Raw genomic sequence first — 12,193 nt, 5'->3', positions numbered from 1 at the left:
GTCAGCCCTCCTGAGCCAGCGAGGCGGCGATCTCGGCGGGGGCGCCCGCGGACCGCGGCTGGAACGAGTCGAAGACGCCGTAGGCGATGATGCGCTCGGCCGTCGAGTAGAGGGGGTTGCAGCTCGTCAGCGTGATCAGGCGGTCGGTCGGAGCCGCGTCCGGAGTCCACGGGACGGGGTCGATCACCTGGACGTCGGAGGGCTGGACGTACTCGAGGTTGCGGAAGCGGTAGGTGTACCAGCCGTCCGCCGTCTCGATGTAGATCGGGTCGCCGAGCTGGAGCTCGTCGATCAGGTGCATGCCTCCGCCGTACGCGCTGCGGTGCGCGGCGAGCGCGAAGTTGCCGGCCTGGCCGGGCATCTGCGTCCCCGGGTAGTGGCCGATGCTCCCCTCGTCGAGCACGTTCTCGGCGTCGATGCCCTCGGCGATCGTGCGCACCCACCCCTCGCCGTACCGCGGGATGTAGAGGTTGCCGAAGGAGGTGTCGAGGGCGGCGGCGGTCGCGATCACCGGTTCCGCCGGAGCGGCCCCGGTCGGAGCGGCCCCGGTCGGCTGCGGGGCCGGAGAGGAGTCGCCCCAGGTCTCGCGGAGCTCCGCCGCCTGCGTCGTCTGCCGGCCGGCGATCACCGCGTCGTTCCACCAGAGCTGCCAGGCCAGGAAGAGCAGGACCAGGACGCCGGCGGTCATCAGGAGCTCGCCGACGACTCCGAAGAACGAGAGTCGTCGGACCGGGCGGGCCCTCCGTCGCTTCCCTCGCGGCCGCAGAGCCGCCCCGTCGGGGTTCTGGGCGGTCATGCGACGAGTCTAGGCGCGAGCCGTGACCGGCTGTGGCGCGTGCTCCGGACCTGTGGAGAGCCCTCCCCAGCCTCCGCCCGAGGAGGGCCGGTGGGACCGCTCGAGCGCCCGCACCGGCCGCTCCGCGAGCGCGCACAGCACCCGTGCAGCCCCGGCGCTCCCGGCCTGGAGCCTCCGCCCGGTACAGTGGTCGGCATGGCACGAGCGACGAAGAGCCCGAAGCCCGAGCGCGACGAAGCCCGGACCGGCGAGAACGCACCGAATCCGGTCTGGTTCAAGCCGGTGATGTTCGGCTTCATGCTGCTCGGGCTCGCCTGGATCATCGTCTTCTACGTGAGCCAGGGCACCCTGCCGATCCCCGATCTCGGCAACCTGAACATCCTGATCGGCTTCGGCATCGCGTTCATCGGCTTCCTGATGACGACGCGCTGGCGCTGAGCCTCCCCGAGTCGTGAACGATGCCCCGTCCGGTCCGCCGACGGGGCGTTCGTCGTCGGTGGAGCGGCTGCGCGCCGTCGGCTGCGTCTTCGCCGAGGAGGAGGCGGGCCTGCTCGAGGAGGCCGCCGGCTCCTCCTCCGACCTCGAGCTGCTGCTCCGCCGCCGCGAGACGGGCGAGCCCCTCGAGCAGATCCTCGGCTGGGTCGCTTTCCGCGGATTGCGCGTCCCCGTCGCACCCGGCGTCTTCGTGCCCCGCGTGCGCACCGAGTGGCTGGTCGACTGCGCCCTGGAGGTCCTCTCGGACGGCGCCGTGGTGCTCGACCTCTGCTGCGGATCCGGCGCCCTCGCCCGGTCGATCGCCGAGGAGCGGCCGGACGTCCGCCTTCTCGCGGCCGACCTCTCCCCCGCCGCCGTCGCCTGCGCCCGCCGCACGCTCGCAGGCCGCGCCGACGTCCACGAGGGCGACCTCTTCGACGCGCTTCCCGCGAGCGAGCGCGGGCGGATCGACGTCGTCGTCGTGAACGCCCCCTACGTCCCCACAGCGGCGATCGCGCTCATGCCGCCGGAGGCCCGGGTGCACGAGCCGGTGCTCACGCTCGACGGCGGCGCGGACGGGCTCGCCCTGCACCGCCGCATCGCTCAGGAGGCGGGCGCGTGGCTCGCACCGCACGGCGTCGTCGTGATCGAGGTCGGCGCGGATCAGGCCGCGGCGAGTGCCTCCGCGTTCCAGGCGGCCGGGTTCGCCACCTCGCTTCGCCACGACGACGACCGTGAGGCGACAGCACTCGTGGCCGTCCGCCGGAGAACTACACCGCTGTAATTATCCCCAGCTGTGGAATCTCCTGTGGAGAACTCCGCGGTCCCCTCCACGCTGCACTCCTCGAGGCGAGGAGGGCCCGGATCCGCGCCAGTGCGCCGGTCTTCCGATGCGCCGCCGTCCCCGAGTCGTCATCCCGAGGAGGACACTCGGGACGTTCTCCCCAGTGTTAACAACTCTGTGGATAACTTCCTCCCCACCTGGTGAGAGCACCTGTGGACAGTGGTGGGGACGGTCGCCGCGGGAACGACGGAGCGGCGGGCCCGGGAGTGCGCGAGGCACTGCCGGACCCGCCGCTGCGGGAGGGAACGGGATCAGCCGAGGACGTAGGCGCCCGCGGTGATCGCCACCAGGCCGACTCCGATGAGCCCGACGAGGAGGTTCTGCGTGCGCCGCTGGGCGCGCTGCCGGGTCTTCGTGAAGACCAGCCCGATGAGCGCGCCCGCCACCAGGCCGCCGACGTGCGCCTGCCACGCCACGTTCATCCCGGGCAGGAAGCCGATGACGAGGTTCAGTCCGACCAGCACCAGCAGCTGCGACGCCTGACCGCCCAGGTGCCGGAGGATCACCAGGTACGCGCCCATCAGCCCGAAGATCGCTCCGGAGGCGCCGATCACCGGGGTCAGCGGGTTCGCGAGGAGCAGGACGCCCACCGAGCCGGCGAACCCGCTCAGGAGGAAGAGGGTGAGGTAGCGCCCGCGGCCCAGCATCCGCTCGAGCACCATGCCGAACACCCACAGCGTGTACATGTTCAGCACCAGGTGGAACGGGATGACGATGAAGAGAGAGGTGCTGTGGAGGAACACCGAGGTGAGCATCCGCCACGGCTCGAACCCGGCGCCGAAGCCGGGGAGCGTGTAGGCGGGGGCGTACAGGAGCGCGTTGACCGCCGGGCCGCCGACGACGGGGAGGATCTCGACGATCCACAGCACGATGCACAGCGCGATGATCGCGTAGGTCACGGTCGGCTGGTCGGCGCGGGTCATCGCCCGCACGCGGGAGAGGAGGGGACCGCGGGTGCGCGGCGCGGTGGCGCGCTGCTGCGCCATGTCGTCCGGGCAGATCACGCCGACCGGAGCGGGCGTCTGGCACTCGCCGCAGATGGTGCGGCCGCACCGCTGGCAGCGCACGAAGCTCTGCCGGTCGGGGTGTCGGTAGCAGGAGTAGGTGCTGCTCGGCGGGACCTGGGTCACGGACGTGCCTCCGGGGAGAACGAGGGCCGGGCCCTCACGGACCCGGCCCTCGAATGAGTGGTGGATGAGGCGATCAGACCTCGGTGATCTCGACGCTCTCGATCACGACGTCCTCGAGCGGCTTGTCACGGCCGTCGGTGGGGACCGCCGAGAGGGACTGCACGAGCTTCTTCGACTCCTCGTCGGCGACGGCGCCGAAGATGGTGTGCTTGCCCTGGAGCCAGGTGGTCGGCGCCACGGTGATGAAGAACTGCGAGCCGTTGGTCCCGCGGCCCGCCTGCTTGCCGGCGTTCGCCATCGCGAGGATGTAGGGCTGGGTGAAGTCGAGCTCCGAGTTGATCTCGTCGTCGAACTGGTAGCCCGGGCCGCCGATGCCCTGGCCGAGCGGGTCGCCGCCCTGGAGCATGAAGTCGGGGATGATGCGGTGGAAGACGGTGCCGTTGTAGAGCGGCTCCTTCGTCTTCGCACCCGTGGCCGGGTGGGTCCACTCGATGTCGCCGGTCGCGAGACCGACGAAGTTGCGGACCGTCTTGGGAGCGTGGTTCCCGTAGAGGTTGACGACGATGTCGCCCTTGTTGGTGTGGAACGTCGCGACTGCGGTGTGCAAAGGCATGCTCGGATTCTCGCACAGCGCGTCTGTAGGCCCCTGCAACGCCCGGTGTCAATGCGCTGGGTGCGCGATGCGGACGCCGATCGATGAGTGGCAGTATTGAGGCGTTCGCTGCTCGTAGCCGATGGAGGACCAACATGGGTCTGTCACGTAAGCACAAGAAGGACCTCAAGCGTCTTCGCAAGAACGCCGAGGCGGTCTGGGGCGAGCAGCAGGAGGTGCTGGCGCACGCGGCCTCCGTGCTCGAGAAGAGCCGCCGCCACGCGTCGAAGTACGCCAAGAAGGAGCTCGTCCCCTTCGTCAAGGACACGTACGACTCGCGCGTCAAGCCGGTCTACGACAACGGTGTCTCGGCCGTCGAGGGCACCTACTCCTCGGCCCGTCACGCCTACAAGCACAAGGTCGTCCCGACCTTCGCCGCTGTGGGCGGCACGGCCGCCGCCGCGTTCGAGGCCGCCAAGGACTCGAAGAACCGCGCGAAGCTCGCCGAGATCTCGAAGGCGCGCTGGGAGGAGCTCACCACTCCCCCCAAGAAGAAGAACAAGGTCGGCACGGTCTTCGCGATCGGCGCCGCGCTGGTCGCCGTCGGCGGCATCGGCTACGCCGTCTGGCAGACGTTCCGCGCCGACGACGAGCTGTGGGTCGCCGAGGACGAGCCGCAGAGCGCCGCGCAGAACGCGGCCTCGACCGCTTCCTGACGTCCTCGTCGCTGGAGCCGGGCCCCTCCGGGGGGTCCGGCTCCTCCGCATGCCCGGGTTAGGCTTCTGCGGTGGACATCCGGGTCGCCGCGTACGGCGTGATCATCGACGGCGAGCGGATGCTGCTCGCACACTGGAGCCAGGGGCCCTGGTCGGCCTGGACGCTTCCGGGCGGCGGGATCGACGAGGGCGAGTCGCCCGCCGACGCCGCGGTCCGCGAGATCTTCGAGGAGACGGGCTACCGCGCCGAGCTCGAGGCCCTCATCGGCGTGGACTCCCACGTGATCCCCGCGCACCGCCGCAGTGATCCCGAGGCCGGACCTCTGCACGCCATCCGCGTCGTCTACCGCGCCCGCATCGTGGGCGGCGAGCTCACCCACGAGGTGGACGGCTCCACGGACGCGGCCGCCTGGTTCCCCCTGAGCGACGTCGAGGAGCTGGAGCGCGTCGAGCTCGTCGATGCGGCCCTCACCATGAACGAGGCCTGGCTCCTCCGCTGACGGTGCCCGGGAATCCCCGGCCGGGCCCCGACGTTCCCCTCGTCGTGATCGTCGAGCTCTACACCTCCGCCTTCTGCGGCGCCTGCCATGCCGCGCGCTCGGTGCTGGAGCGTGCCGCGGAGCTCGTCCCTGCCGCCGAGATCCGCGAGCGCGACGTGGCCTTCCACCCCGTCGAGGCCGAGGCCGCCGGCATCCGCTCGACCCCCACGGTCGTCGTGCGCGGCACGACCGGAGAGGTGGTCTTCCGAGCGGAGGGCGCCCCCTCCCTCCCGCAGGCTCTCGCCGCGCTGGCCCTCGCCCTGCCCGCGTAGGGTGGCCGCGGGAGGACCCATGCACCGTCGCGCCGCGCTCGCGAGCACCGTCGTGCTGCTCGGCGCCCTGGCGCTCTCGGGGTGCGCCTCCGAAGAGCCGGTGACCACGGCCACGGTGGGGCTCGGACGGGGTGGCGAGCGGGGAGAGGTCCTCGGAGTCGTCGTCGTGTGCTCGGGGTCCGTCGACGGCCTCGACCTCGCCGCCTCCGACTCCGCCCCCCTGACCATCGGCGACGGACTGCGGAGAGTCACCCGCTGGGTCTCCCCGTCGCCCGTCACGCAGCTGGGCGCGACCGACCTCTCCGGCACCACGGTGTGGCCGGCCGACACGGTGATCGAGCGGTTCCCGCTCGGCGTCGACCTCGCGCTCGGCGCCTACGCGACCGACCGCTCCGTGCTCGCCCGTCCGGTCGTCTTCACGGCCGAGCAGTTCGACACTCTCTCCGTCGGCGAGATCATCGTCGGCGACATCCGCGACGGGACGTCCGAGACCCTCTCGGTGCAGCAGTTCCTCGGTCTCGCCTGCACGGACCGCTGAGCGGGCGGCTCGGCTGTCCGAGCAGAGGATCCTGCGAAGGGGCGCACCCGTGAGGGGAGAGGAAGTGTGGAGCCTAGGAGATTCGAACTCCTGACATCCTGCTTGCAAAGCAGGCGCTCTACCAACTGAGCTAAGGCCCCGGGCCGGAGACGGGATGACCCGTCTCCGAGAGTCGAACGGCCCGCCACCGCGAGGTGACGGGCCGTTCGGACCGGGTGGGGGTACCAGGACTTGAACCTGGGACCTCTTCATTATCAGTGAAGCGCTCTAACCGCCTGAGCTATACCCCCGGAATGGCCAGAGGAGACTCTACCCGACATCGAGCAGGAATCCCAATCGGCCGGACCGTGCGCCCTACTGGTTGGTGAAGCCGACCAGGAGGCCGCCGGTGATCTTGACGCTGAGGTTGTACAGCAGCGCCACGATCGCGCCGAGCGCGGTGGTGACGATGGTGTTCAGCACCGCGACGACGATCGCGAAGCCCATGACCTGCGGCAGCGAGATGATCGTGTTGAGGTCGAACGCCTCCGCGCCGGCGATGTCCTGCACGAGGCCGTTGACCTCGTCGAACACACCCGTCTGGGCCAGGACCGTGTAGACCAGGTAGACGACGACGATCGTGATGATCGCGAGCGTCAGGCCCAGCAGGAACGAGAGCTTCACGGCCGACCAGAAGTCGACGTAGACGAGCTTCAGGCGGACCTGCTTCGCCGCCGGGCTCTTCGCGGACTTCCTGGCGAGCTTCTCGGCGACGGTGCTACTCATCTACGGACCCATCCTCCTCCGACACCGGAGCGGACTCGGCCGGCGCCGCGGCGTCGGGATCCTCGTCCTGGGCGTCGAGATTGCGTTCGGTGTTCTTGGCGAGTGCGATGATGCGGTCGTCCTCAGCGAATCGTGCGAAGACGACTCCCATGGTGTCGCGACCCTTGGCCGGTACCTCGGCCACCGCAGAGCGTACCACCTTGCCGCTGGCGAGCACGACGAGCACCTCGTCGTCCTCTGCGGTGATGATGGCGCCCACGAGGTCGCCGCGCTTCTCCTCCAGCTTGGCCACCTTGATGCCCAGGCCGCCGCGTCCCTGGAGTCGGTACTGGTCGACCGCGGTGCGCTTGGCGTAGCCGCCCTCGGTGACCACGAACACGAAGCCCTCGTCGCTGACGACGTTGGCGTCGAGGAGGCGGTCCTCCCCGCGGAACGACATGCCGCGGACACCGGAGGTGGAGCGGCCCATCGGACGCAGCGCCTCGTCGGACGCGGTGAAGCGGATCGACATGCCCTTGCGGGAGACCAGCAGCACGTCGCTGTCCTCCTCGACCAGGAGCGCCGAGACGAGCTCGTCGCCGTCGCGCAGCTTGATCGCGATGATGCCGCCGGAGCGGTTCGTGTCGTACTCCGAGAGGGCCGTCTTCTTCACGAGGCCGTCGCGCGTGGCGAGCACGAGGTAGCGGGCCGCCTCGTAGTCGCGGATGTCGAGGATCTGCGCGATCTGCTCCCCCGGCTCCAGCGCGAGCAGGTTCGCGATGTGCTGGCCCTTGGCGTCGCGGCCGGCCTCCTGCAGCTCGTAGGTCTTGGCGCGGTACACGCGGCCGGTGTTCGTGAAGAACAGGAGCCAGTGGTGCGTGGTGGTGACGAAGAAGTGCTCGACGATGTCGTCGGCCTTCAGTTGCGCACCCCGCACGCCGCGGCCGCCGCGGTGCTGGGCCCGGTAGAAGTCGCTCCGGGTGCGCTTGAGGTAACCGCCGCGGGTGACGGTGACGACCATCTCCTCCTCGGGGATCAGGTCCTCGACGCTCATGTCGCCGTCGAACCCGAAGAGGATCTCGGTGCGGCGGTCGTCGCCGAAGCGGTCCACGATCTCGTCGAGCTCGTCCGAGATGATGGTGCGCTGGCGCTCGGGGCTCGCGAGGATCGACTTGTAGTCCTCGATCTCGGCCTGGATCCGGTCGTGCTCGTCGATGATCTTCTGGCGCTCGAGGGCCGCGAGGCGGCGCAGCTGCATGTCGAGGATGGCGCGGGACTGCACCTCGTCGATGTCGAGCAGCTCCATCAGGCCGTCGCGCGCCTCCTCGACGGTGGGGGAGCGGCGGATGAGGGCGATGACCTCGTCGAGCGCGTCGAGCGCCTTGAGGTAGCCGCGCAGGATGTGGATCCGCGCCTCCGCCTCGTCGAGGAGGTACTGGGTGCGGCGCACGATGACCTCGACCTGGTGGTCGACCCAGGCGCGGATGAAGCCGTCCAGCGAGAGCGTGCGCGGGATGCCGTCGACGATCGCGAGCATGTTCGCGCCGAAGTTCTCCTGCAGCGGCGTGTGCTTGTAGAGGTTGTTCAGAACCACCTTCGCCACGGCGTCGCGCTTGAGGACGACGACGAGGCGCTGGCCGGTGCGACCGGAGGTCTCGTCGCGGATGTCGGCGATGCCCGAGACGCGCCCGTCCTTGACCAGCTCGGCGATCTTGATCGCCAGGTTGTCCGGGTTCACCTGGTACGGCAGCTCGGTGACGACGAGGCAGGTGCGGCCCTGGATCTCCTCGATGGAGACGACGGCGCGCATCGTGATGGAGCCGCGGCCGGTGCGGTAGGCGTCCTGGATGCCGCGGACGCCGAGGATCTGCGCACCGGTGGGGAAGTCGGGTCCCTTGATCCGCTGCAGCAGCGCCTCGAGGAGCTCCTCGCGCGTCGCGTCCGGGTTCTCGAGCGCCCACTTCGCACCGGCGGCGACCTCGCGCAGGTTGTGCGGCGGGATGTTGGTCGCCATGCCGACCGCGATGCCGACGGAGCCGTTGACCAGCAGGTTCGGGAACCGGGCCGGCAGGATCGCGGGCTCGCGCGTGCGGCCGTCGTAGTTGTCCTGGAAGTCGACGGTGTTCTTGTCGATGTCGCGGACCATCTCGAGCGCGAGCGGCGCCATCTTGGTCTCGGTGTACCGGGGGGCGGCCGCGCCGTCGTTGCCGGGGGAGCCGAAGTTGCCCTGCCCGAGCGCGAGCGGGTAGCGGAGGCTCCACGGCTGCACCAGGCGGACCAGCGCGTCGTAGATCGCGGAGTCGCCGTGCGGGTGGAACTGGCCCATCACGTCGCCGACGACGCGCGAGCACTTCGAGAACGCCTTGTCCGGGCGGTAGCCGCCGTCGTACATGGCGTAGATCACGCGGCGGTGCACGGGCTTCAAGCCGTCGCGCACCTCCGGCAGGGCGCGGCCGACGATGACGCTCATCGCGTAGTCGAGGTAGGAGCGCTGCATCTCGAGCTGCAGGTCGACCGGCTCGATCTTGTCGTGACCGTGGATCACCACACCGGTCTCGGTGACGATGTCGTCGCTCTCGTCCGGGCCGGTGGGGGTGGTGGGTTCTTCTGCCATGGTCTCTGGTCTCTCAGGTGGGTCCGTGCCCCGGAGGAGCGGGGGCGGCGGTCGCGCTGGGTGTCAGGTGTCGGTGGGTGGTGTGGGGCGAGCGGGTGGCGGTTCGGCGGTGTTGGTGCGGCCCATTGAGGGCCGCCGTCACGTCCTGCAGGTGGCCGGGGCCGCGGCCGTGTGCCGCGGGGCTGCCGCCTTTCGGATCGCGGTGCGATCCGGGCGCCGCCACGCTGAGCGGTCAGATGTCCAGGAAACGGACGTCCTTCGCATTCTTCTGGATGAAGGAGCGGCGGGATTCGACGTCCTCGCCCATGAGGGTGGAGAAGATCTCGTCGGCTGCGGCCGCGTCATCGAGCGTGACCTGGAGGAGGGTCCGCGTGGCGGGGTCCATCGTGGTCTCCCACAGCTCCTTGTAGTCCATCTCGCCGAGGCCCTTGTAGCGCTGGATGCCGTTCTCCTTGGGCATGCGCTTGTTGGTCGCCGAGCCGTGCGCGATCAGGGCGTCGCGCTCGCGGTCGCTGTAGACGTACTCGTGCGGGGAGTTCGACCACTTCAGGCGGTACAGCGGCGGCTGCGCGAGGTAGACGTAGCCGAGGTCGATCAGCGGGCGCATGTAGCGGAAGAGGAGCGTCAGCAGCAGCGTCGTGATGTGCTGGCCGTCGACGTCGGCGTCGGCCATCAGGATGATCTTGTGGTACCGCGCCTTGTCGGGGTTGAAGTCCTCGCCGATGCCGGCGCCGAACGCCGTGATCATCGCCTGGACCTCGTTGTTGCCGAGAGCGCGGTCGAGTCGGGCCTTCTCGACGTTGAGGATCTTGCCGCGCAGGGGGAGGATCGCCTGCGTCTCGGGGTTGCGGCCCTGCACTGCGGATCCGCCGGCCGAGTCGCCCTCGACGATGAAGATCTCGGAGATCGACGGGTCCTTGGACTGGCAGTCCTTGAGCTTGCCCGGCATGCCGCCGCCCTCGAGCAGGCCCTTGCGGCGGGCGGTCTCGCGCGCCTTCCGCGCCGCCATGCGGGCCGAGGCCGCCTGGATCGCCTTGCGGATGATGTCCTTGGCCTGGCTCGGGTTGCGGTCGAACCAGTCGGCCAGCTGCTCGCCGGCGACGCGCTGCACGAACGCCTTCGCCTCGGTGTTGCCGAGCTTGGTCTTGGTCTGGCCCTCGAACTGCGGCTCGCCGAGCTTGATCGAGACGACGGCGGTGAGGCCCTCGCGGATGTCGTCGCCCGAGAGGTTCTCGTCCTTCTCCTTGAGGAGGTTGTTCGCGCGCGCGTAGCGGTTGACCAGCGTGGTCAGCGCGGCGCGGAAGCCCTCCTCGTGGGTGCCGCCCTCGTGGGTGTTGATGGTGTTCGCGTAGGTGTGGACGCTCTCGGTGTAGGCCGTGGTCCACTGCATCGCGACCTCGAGCGAGATGCGGCGCTCGGTGTCCTCGGACTCGAAGTCGATGATCTCGGAGTGCACGAGGTCCGACTTCTTCAGCGAGTTGATGTACTCGACGTAGTCGACGAGGCCCTTCTCGTAGTGGAAGACGTCGGTCCGGTCGCCCTCGGTCTCGTTCTCGCCCTCCCCCTCGAACTCGACCTCGTTCTCGTCGGTCAGCGCGATGCGCAGCCCCTTGTTGAGGAACGCCATCTGCTGGAAGCGCGCGCGCAGGGTCTCGTAGTCGAACTCGACCGTCTCGAAGATGCCCGCGTTGGGCCAGAAGGTGATCGTCGTGCCGGTCTCGTCGCTGGCCTCGCCCTTCTCGAGCGGGGCGTCCGGCACTCCGTCGGTGAAGCTCATCCGGTACACGGCGCCCTGGCGCTTGACCTCGACGTCGAGGCGCGTCGACAGCGCGTTGACCACGGAGGAGCCGACGCCGTGCAGGCCGCCGGAGACCGCGTAGCCGCCGCCGCCGAACTTGCCGCCGGCGTGCAGCACGGTGAGGACCAGCTCGACCGTGGAGATGCCCTCGGTCGGGTGCATGTCGACCGGGATGCCGCGACCGTTGTCGGAGACGGTGACGCCTCCGTCTGCGCGCATCAGGATCTCGATGTTGTCGCAGTAGCCCGCGAGCGCCTCGTCGACGGCGTTGTCGACGATCTCGTAGACCAGGTGGTGCAGACCGCGCGGACCCGTGGATCCGATATACATGCCGGGGCGCTTGCGGACGGCCTCGAGGCCCTCGAGGACCTGGATCTGGTTCGCACCGTAGTCGCCGGACGACTTGGTCGACATGCTCTCGTGCGGAGCGGAGGGGGCTGCTGAGCCGTTCGCGTCCAGGTCGTTCGCTGCGGGTGACGTGGAGTCGTTCGGCTCGTGAGTCATAGCTGTGGAGTTCTCCTCTGACGGTCCGTCGCGACGCGCACGGTGATCTGGAGATCGCCCGCGCGGCGGCGTCACTGCGGTTCGGCGGCCCTCCATTCTACCGCGTACCGGGTCGATCCGAAGCGCTGGACGGCGATCTGAGGCGCGAAAGATCGGCGGTCGACCGAAAATGCGTCCTCAGCCGTAGGTGTCGCGCGGACCACGCCCTGGAATCGACCTGGGACCCTTTTTCCAGTTCGGGACGTCCGGGCCCTGGAAACGGATCGACGCGATCCCCGCCTCGGGGAAGTTCACCGCGATGTGGTTCATGATCTCGATCCGCATCAGCCGGAGCTGCGTCGACCACGCGGTCGACTCGCACGCGACGGTCAGCACGCCGTCGACGACGCCCACCGGAGTCGAGTGCTTCGCGGTCTCCTCGCCGGCGATCGCCGTCCACGACGACATGAGGTCGCCCTGCGCCAAGGGCGCCGTCCAGCCGAGCTTCACGGTGAGGGAGTCGAGGACGTCGCCCAGGTCGTGCGGGTCGCGGCCCTTGCCGAACGGGATCGCGTCACCCTTGGGCTCGGCGCGCTCGACGGTCTTCCGGATGCGGCGCGGGCCGTCGGCGCCGAACACCTCCTTGAGGTGGC

At 69.7% G+C, this 12,193-nt stretch carries 13 protein-coding genes and 2 tRNA genes; 6 read left to right on the top strand and 9 right to left on the bottom strand.

From position 1 onward, the window contains the following. Position 1: 1 nt before the first annotated feature. A complete protein-coding gene (locus C5D08_RS01490) occupies positions 2-796 on the bottom strand; it encodes a class E sortase (protein ID WP_104275490.1) in 795 nt (264 codons plus the stop codon). Between the two features lie 195 nt (positions 797-991). Here C5D08_RS01490 and C5D08_RS01485 point away from each other — a divergent pair, with 195 nt between their 5' ends. Both C5D08_RS01485 and C5D08_RS01480 read left to right on the top strand, forming a co-directional pair. Continuing rightward, on the top strand, positions 992-1,234 hold the full coding sequence (locus C5D08_RS01485; protein WP_104222667.1) for a cell division protein CrgA: 243 nt from the start codon (positions 992-994) through the stop codon (positions 1,232-1,234). 13 nt (positions 1,235-1,247) lie between these two features. Continuing rightward, positions 1,248-2,054, top strand: coding sequence for a putative protein N(5)-glutamine methyltransferase (locus tag C5D08_RS01480; RefSeq protein WP_181110297.1), 807 nt, complete (start codon positions 1,248-1,250; stop codon positions 2,052-2,054). A gap of 311 nt (positions 2,055-2,365) precedes the next feature. Here C5D08_RS01480 and C5D08_RS01475 read toward each other — a convergent pair whose 3' ends face one another. Both C5D08_RS01475 and C5D08_RS01470 read right to left on the bottom strand, forming a co-directional pair. Next, entirely contained in the window at positions 2,366-3,244 is an 879-nt protein-coding gene (locus C5D08_RS01475) for a rhomboid family intramembrane serine protease (protein ID WP_104275488.1), read from the bottom strand. A 73-nt stretch (positions 3,245-3,317) separates the two neighbouring features. Then, complete coding sequence (locus tag C5D08_RS01470; RefSeq protein ID WP_104222669.1) at positions 3,318-3,857, bottom strand: peptidylprolyl isomerase; 540 nt, start codon at positions 3,855-3,857, stop codon at positions 3,318-3,320. Between the two features lie 134 nt (positions 3,858-3,991). Here C5D08_RS01470 and C5D08_RS01465 point away from each other — a divergent pair, with 134 nt between their 5' ends. The 4 genes from C5D08_RS01465 (at position 3,992) to C5D08_RS01450 (ending at position 5,901) form a co-directional block, all read left to right on the top strand. Continuing rightward, entirely contained in the window at positions 3,992-4,552 is a 561-nt protein-coding gene (locus C5D08_RS01465) for a hypothetical protein (protein ID WP_104255643.1), read from the top strand. 71 nt (positions 4,553-4,623) lie between these two features. Beyond that, on the top strand, positions 4,624-5,052 hold the full coding sequence (locus tag C5D08_RS01460; protein WP_104222671.1) for an NUDIX hydrolase: 429 nt from the start codon (positions 4,624-4,626) through the stop codon (positions 5,050-5,052). A gap of 44 nt (positions 5,053-5,096) precedes the next feature. Continuing rightward, entirely contained in the window at positions 5,097-5,363 is a 267-nt protein-coding gene (locus C5D08_RS01455; protein ID WP_104275556.1) for a glutaredoxin domain-containing protein, read from the top strand. A 19-nt stretch (positions 5,364-5,382) separates the two neighbouring features. Beyond that, the gene (locus C5D08_RS01450) at positions 5,383-5,901 is read left to right on the top strand and encodes a hypothetical protein (protein WP_104275487.1); all 519 of its coding nucleotides are present in this window, start codon (positions 5,383-5,385) and stop codon (positions 5,899-5,901) included. 67 nt (positions 5,902-5,968) lie between these two features. Here the strand turns inward: C5D08_RS01450 and C5D08_RS01445 are convergent. From C5D08_RS01445 to C5D08_RS17245, 6 genes are all read right to left on the bottom strand, one after another. Continuing rightward, positions 5,969-6,041: transfer RNA gene (locus tag C5D08_RS01445), tRNA-Ala, on the bottom strand. A gap of 76 nt (positions 6,042-6,117) precedes the next feature. Then, positions 6,118-6,191: transfer RNA gene (locus tag C5D08_RS01440), tRNA-Ile, on the bottom strand. 64 nt (positions 6,192-6,255) lie between these two features. Next, positions 6,256-6,666, bottom strand: a complete 411-nt coding sequence (locus tag C5D08_RS01435) for a DUF3566 domain-containing protein (RefSeq protein ID WP_104222673.1) — start codon at positions 6,664-6,666, stop codon at positions 6,256-6,258. Beyond that, positions 6,659-9,259: a DNA gyrase subunit A gene (gene gyrA, locus C5D08_RS01430; RefSeq protein ID WP_104275486.1), complete on the bottom strand. Its 2,601-nt coding sequence runs from the start codon at positions 9,257-9,259 to the stop codon at positions 6,659-6,661. Before gyrA ends, C5D08_RS01435 begins: the two co-directional genes overlap by 8 nt. Positions 9,260-9,491: 232 nt before the next feature. After that, positions 9,492-11,471 (bottom strand): DNA topoisomerase (ATP-hydrolyzing) subunit B, encoded by a 1,980-nt coding sequence (gyrB, locus tag C5D08_RS01425; RefSeq protein WP_219812881.1) that lies wholly within the window; start codon positions 11,469-11,471, stop codon positions 9,492-9,494. A 267-nt stretch (positions 11,472-11,738) separates the two neighbouring features. Then, a complete protein-coding gene (locus C5D08_RS17245) occupies positions 11,739-12,179 on the bottom strand; it encodes a DUF721 domain-containing protein (RefSeq protein WP_104355598.1) in 441 nt (146 codons plus the stop codon). Positions 12,180-12,193: the final 14 nt, after the last annotated feature.

Origin of the sequence: Rathayibacter sp. AY1B6, assembly GCF_002932755.1 — a bacterium.
In the GTDB taxonomy this organism is placed as follows: Bacteria; Actinomycetota; Actinomycetes; order Actinomycetales; family Microbacteriaceae; genus Rathayibacter.
The sequence above is the reverse complement of the archived record's forward strand: the minus strand, read 5'-3'. Positions and strand labels throughout refer to the sequence as shown.

Bases quoted from the DNA above. Each gene is read 5' to 3' on its own strand.
- C5D08_RS01490 (WP_104275490.1), bottom strand. From the start codon at position 796: ATGACCGCCCAGAACCCCGACGGGGCGGCTCTGCGGCCGCGAGGGAAG.
- C5D08_RS01485 (WP_104222667.1), top strand. From the start codon at position 992: ATGGCACGAGCGACGAAGAGCCCGAAGCCCGAGCGCGACGAAGCCCGG.
- C5D08_RS01470 (WP_104222669.1), bottom strand. From the start codon at position 3,857: ATGCCTTTGCACACCGCAGTCGCGACGTTCCACACCAACAAGGGCGAC.
- C5D08_RS01465 (WP_104255643.1), top strand. From the start codon at position 3,992: ATGGGTCTGTCACGTAAGCACAAGAAGGACCTCAAGCGTCTTCGCAAG.
- C5D08_RS01450 (WP_104275487.1), top strand. From the start codon at position 5,383: ATGCACCGTCGCGCCGCGCTCGCGAGCACCGTCGTGCTGCTCGGCGCC.
- C5D08_RS01435 (WP_104222673.1), bottom strand. From the start codon at position 6,666: ATGAGTAGCACCGTCGCCGAGAAGCTCGCCAGGAAGTCCGCGAAGAGC.
- gyrA (WP_104275486.1), bottom strand. From the start codon at position 9,259: ATGGCAGAAGAACCCACCACCCCCACCGGCCCGGACGAGAGCGACGAC.
- gyrB (WP_219812881.1), bottom strand. From the start codon at position 11,471: ATGTCGACCAAGTCGTCCGGCGACTACGGTGCGAACCAGATCCAGGTC.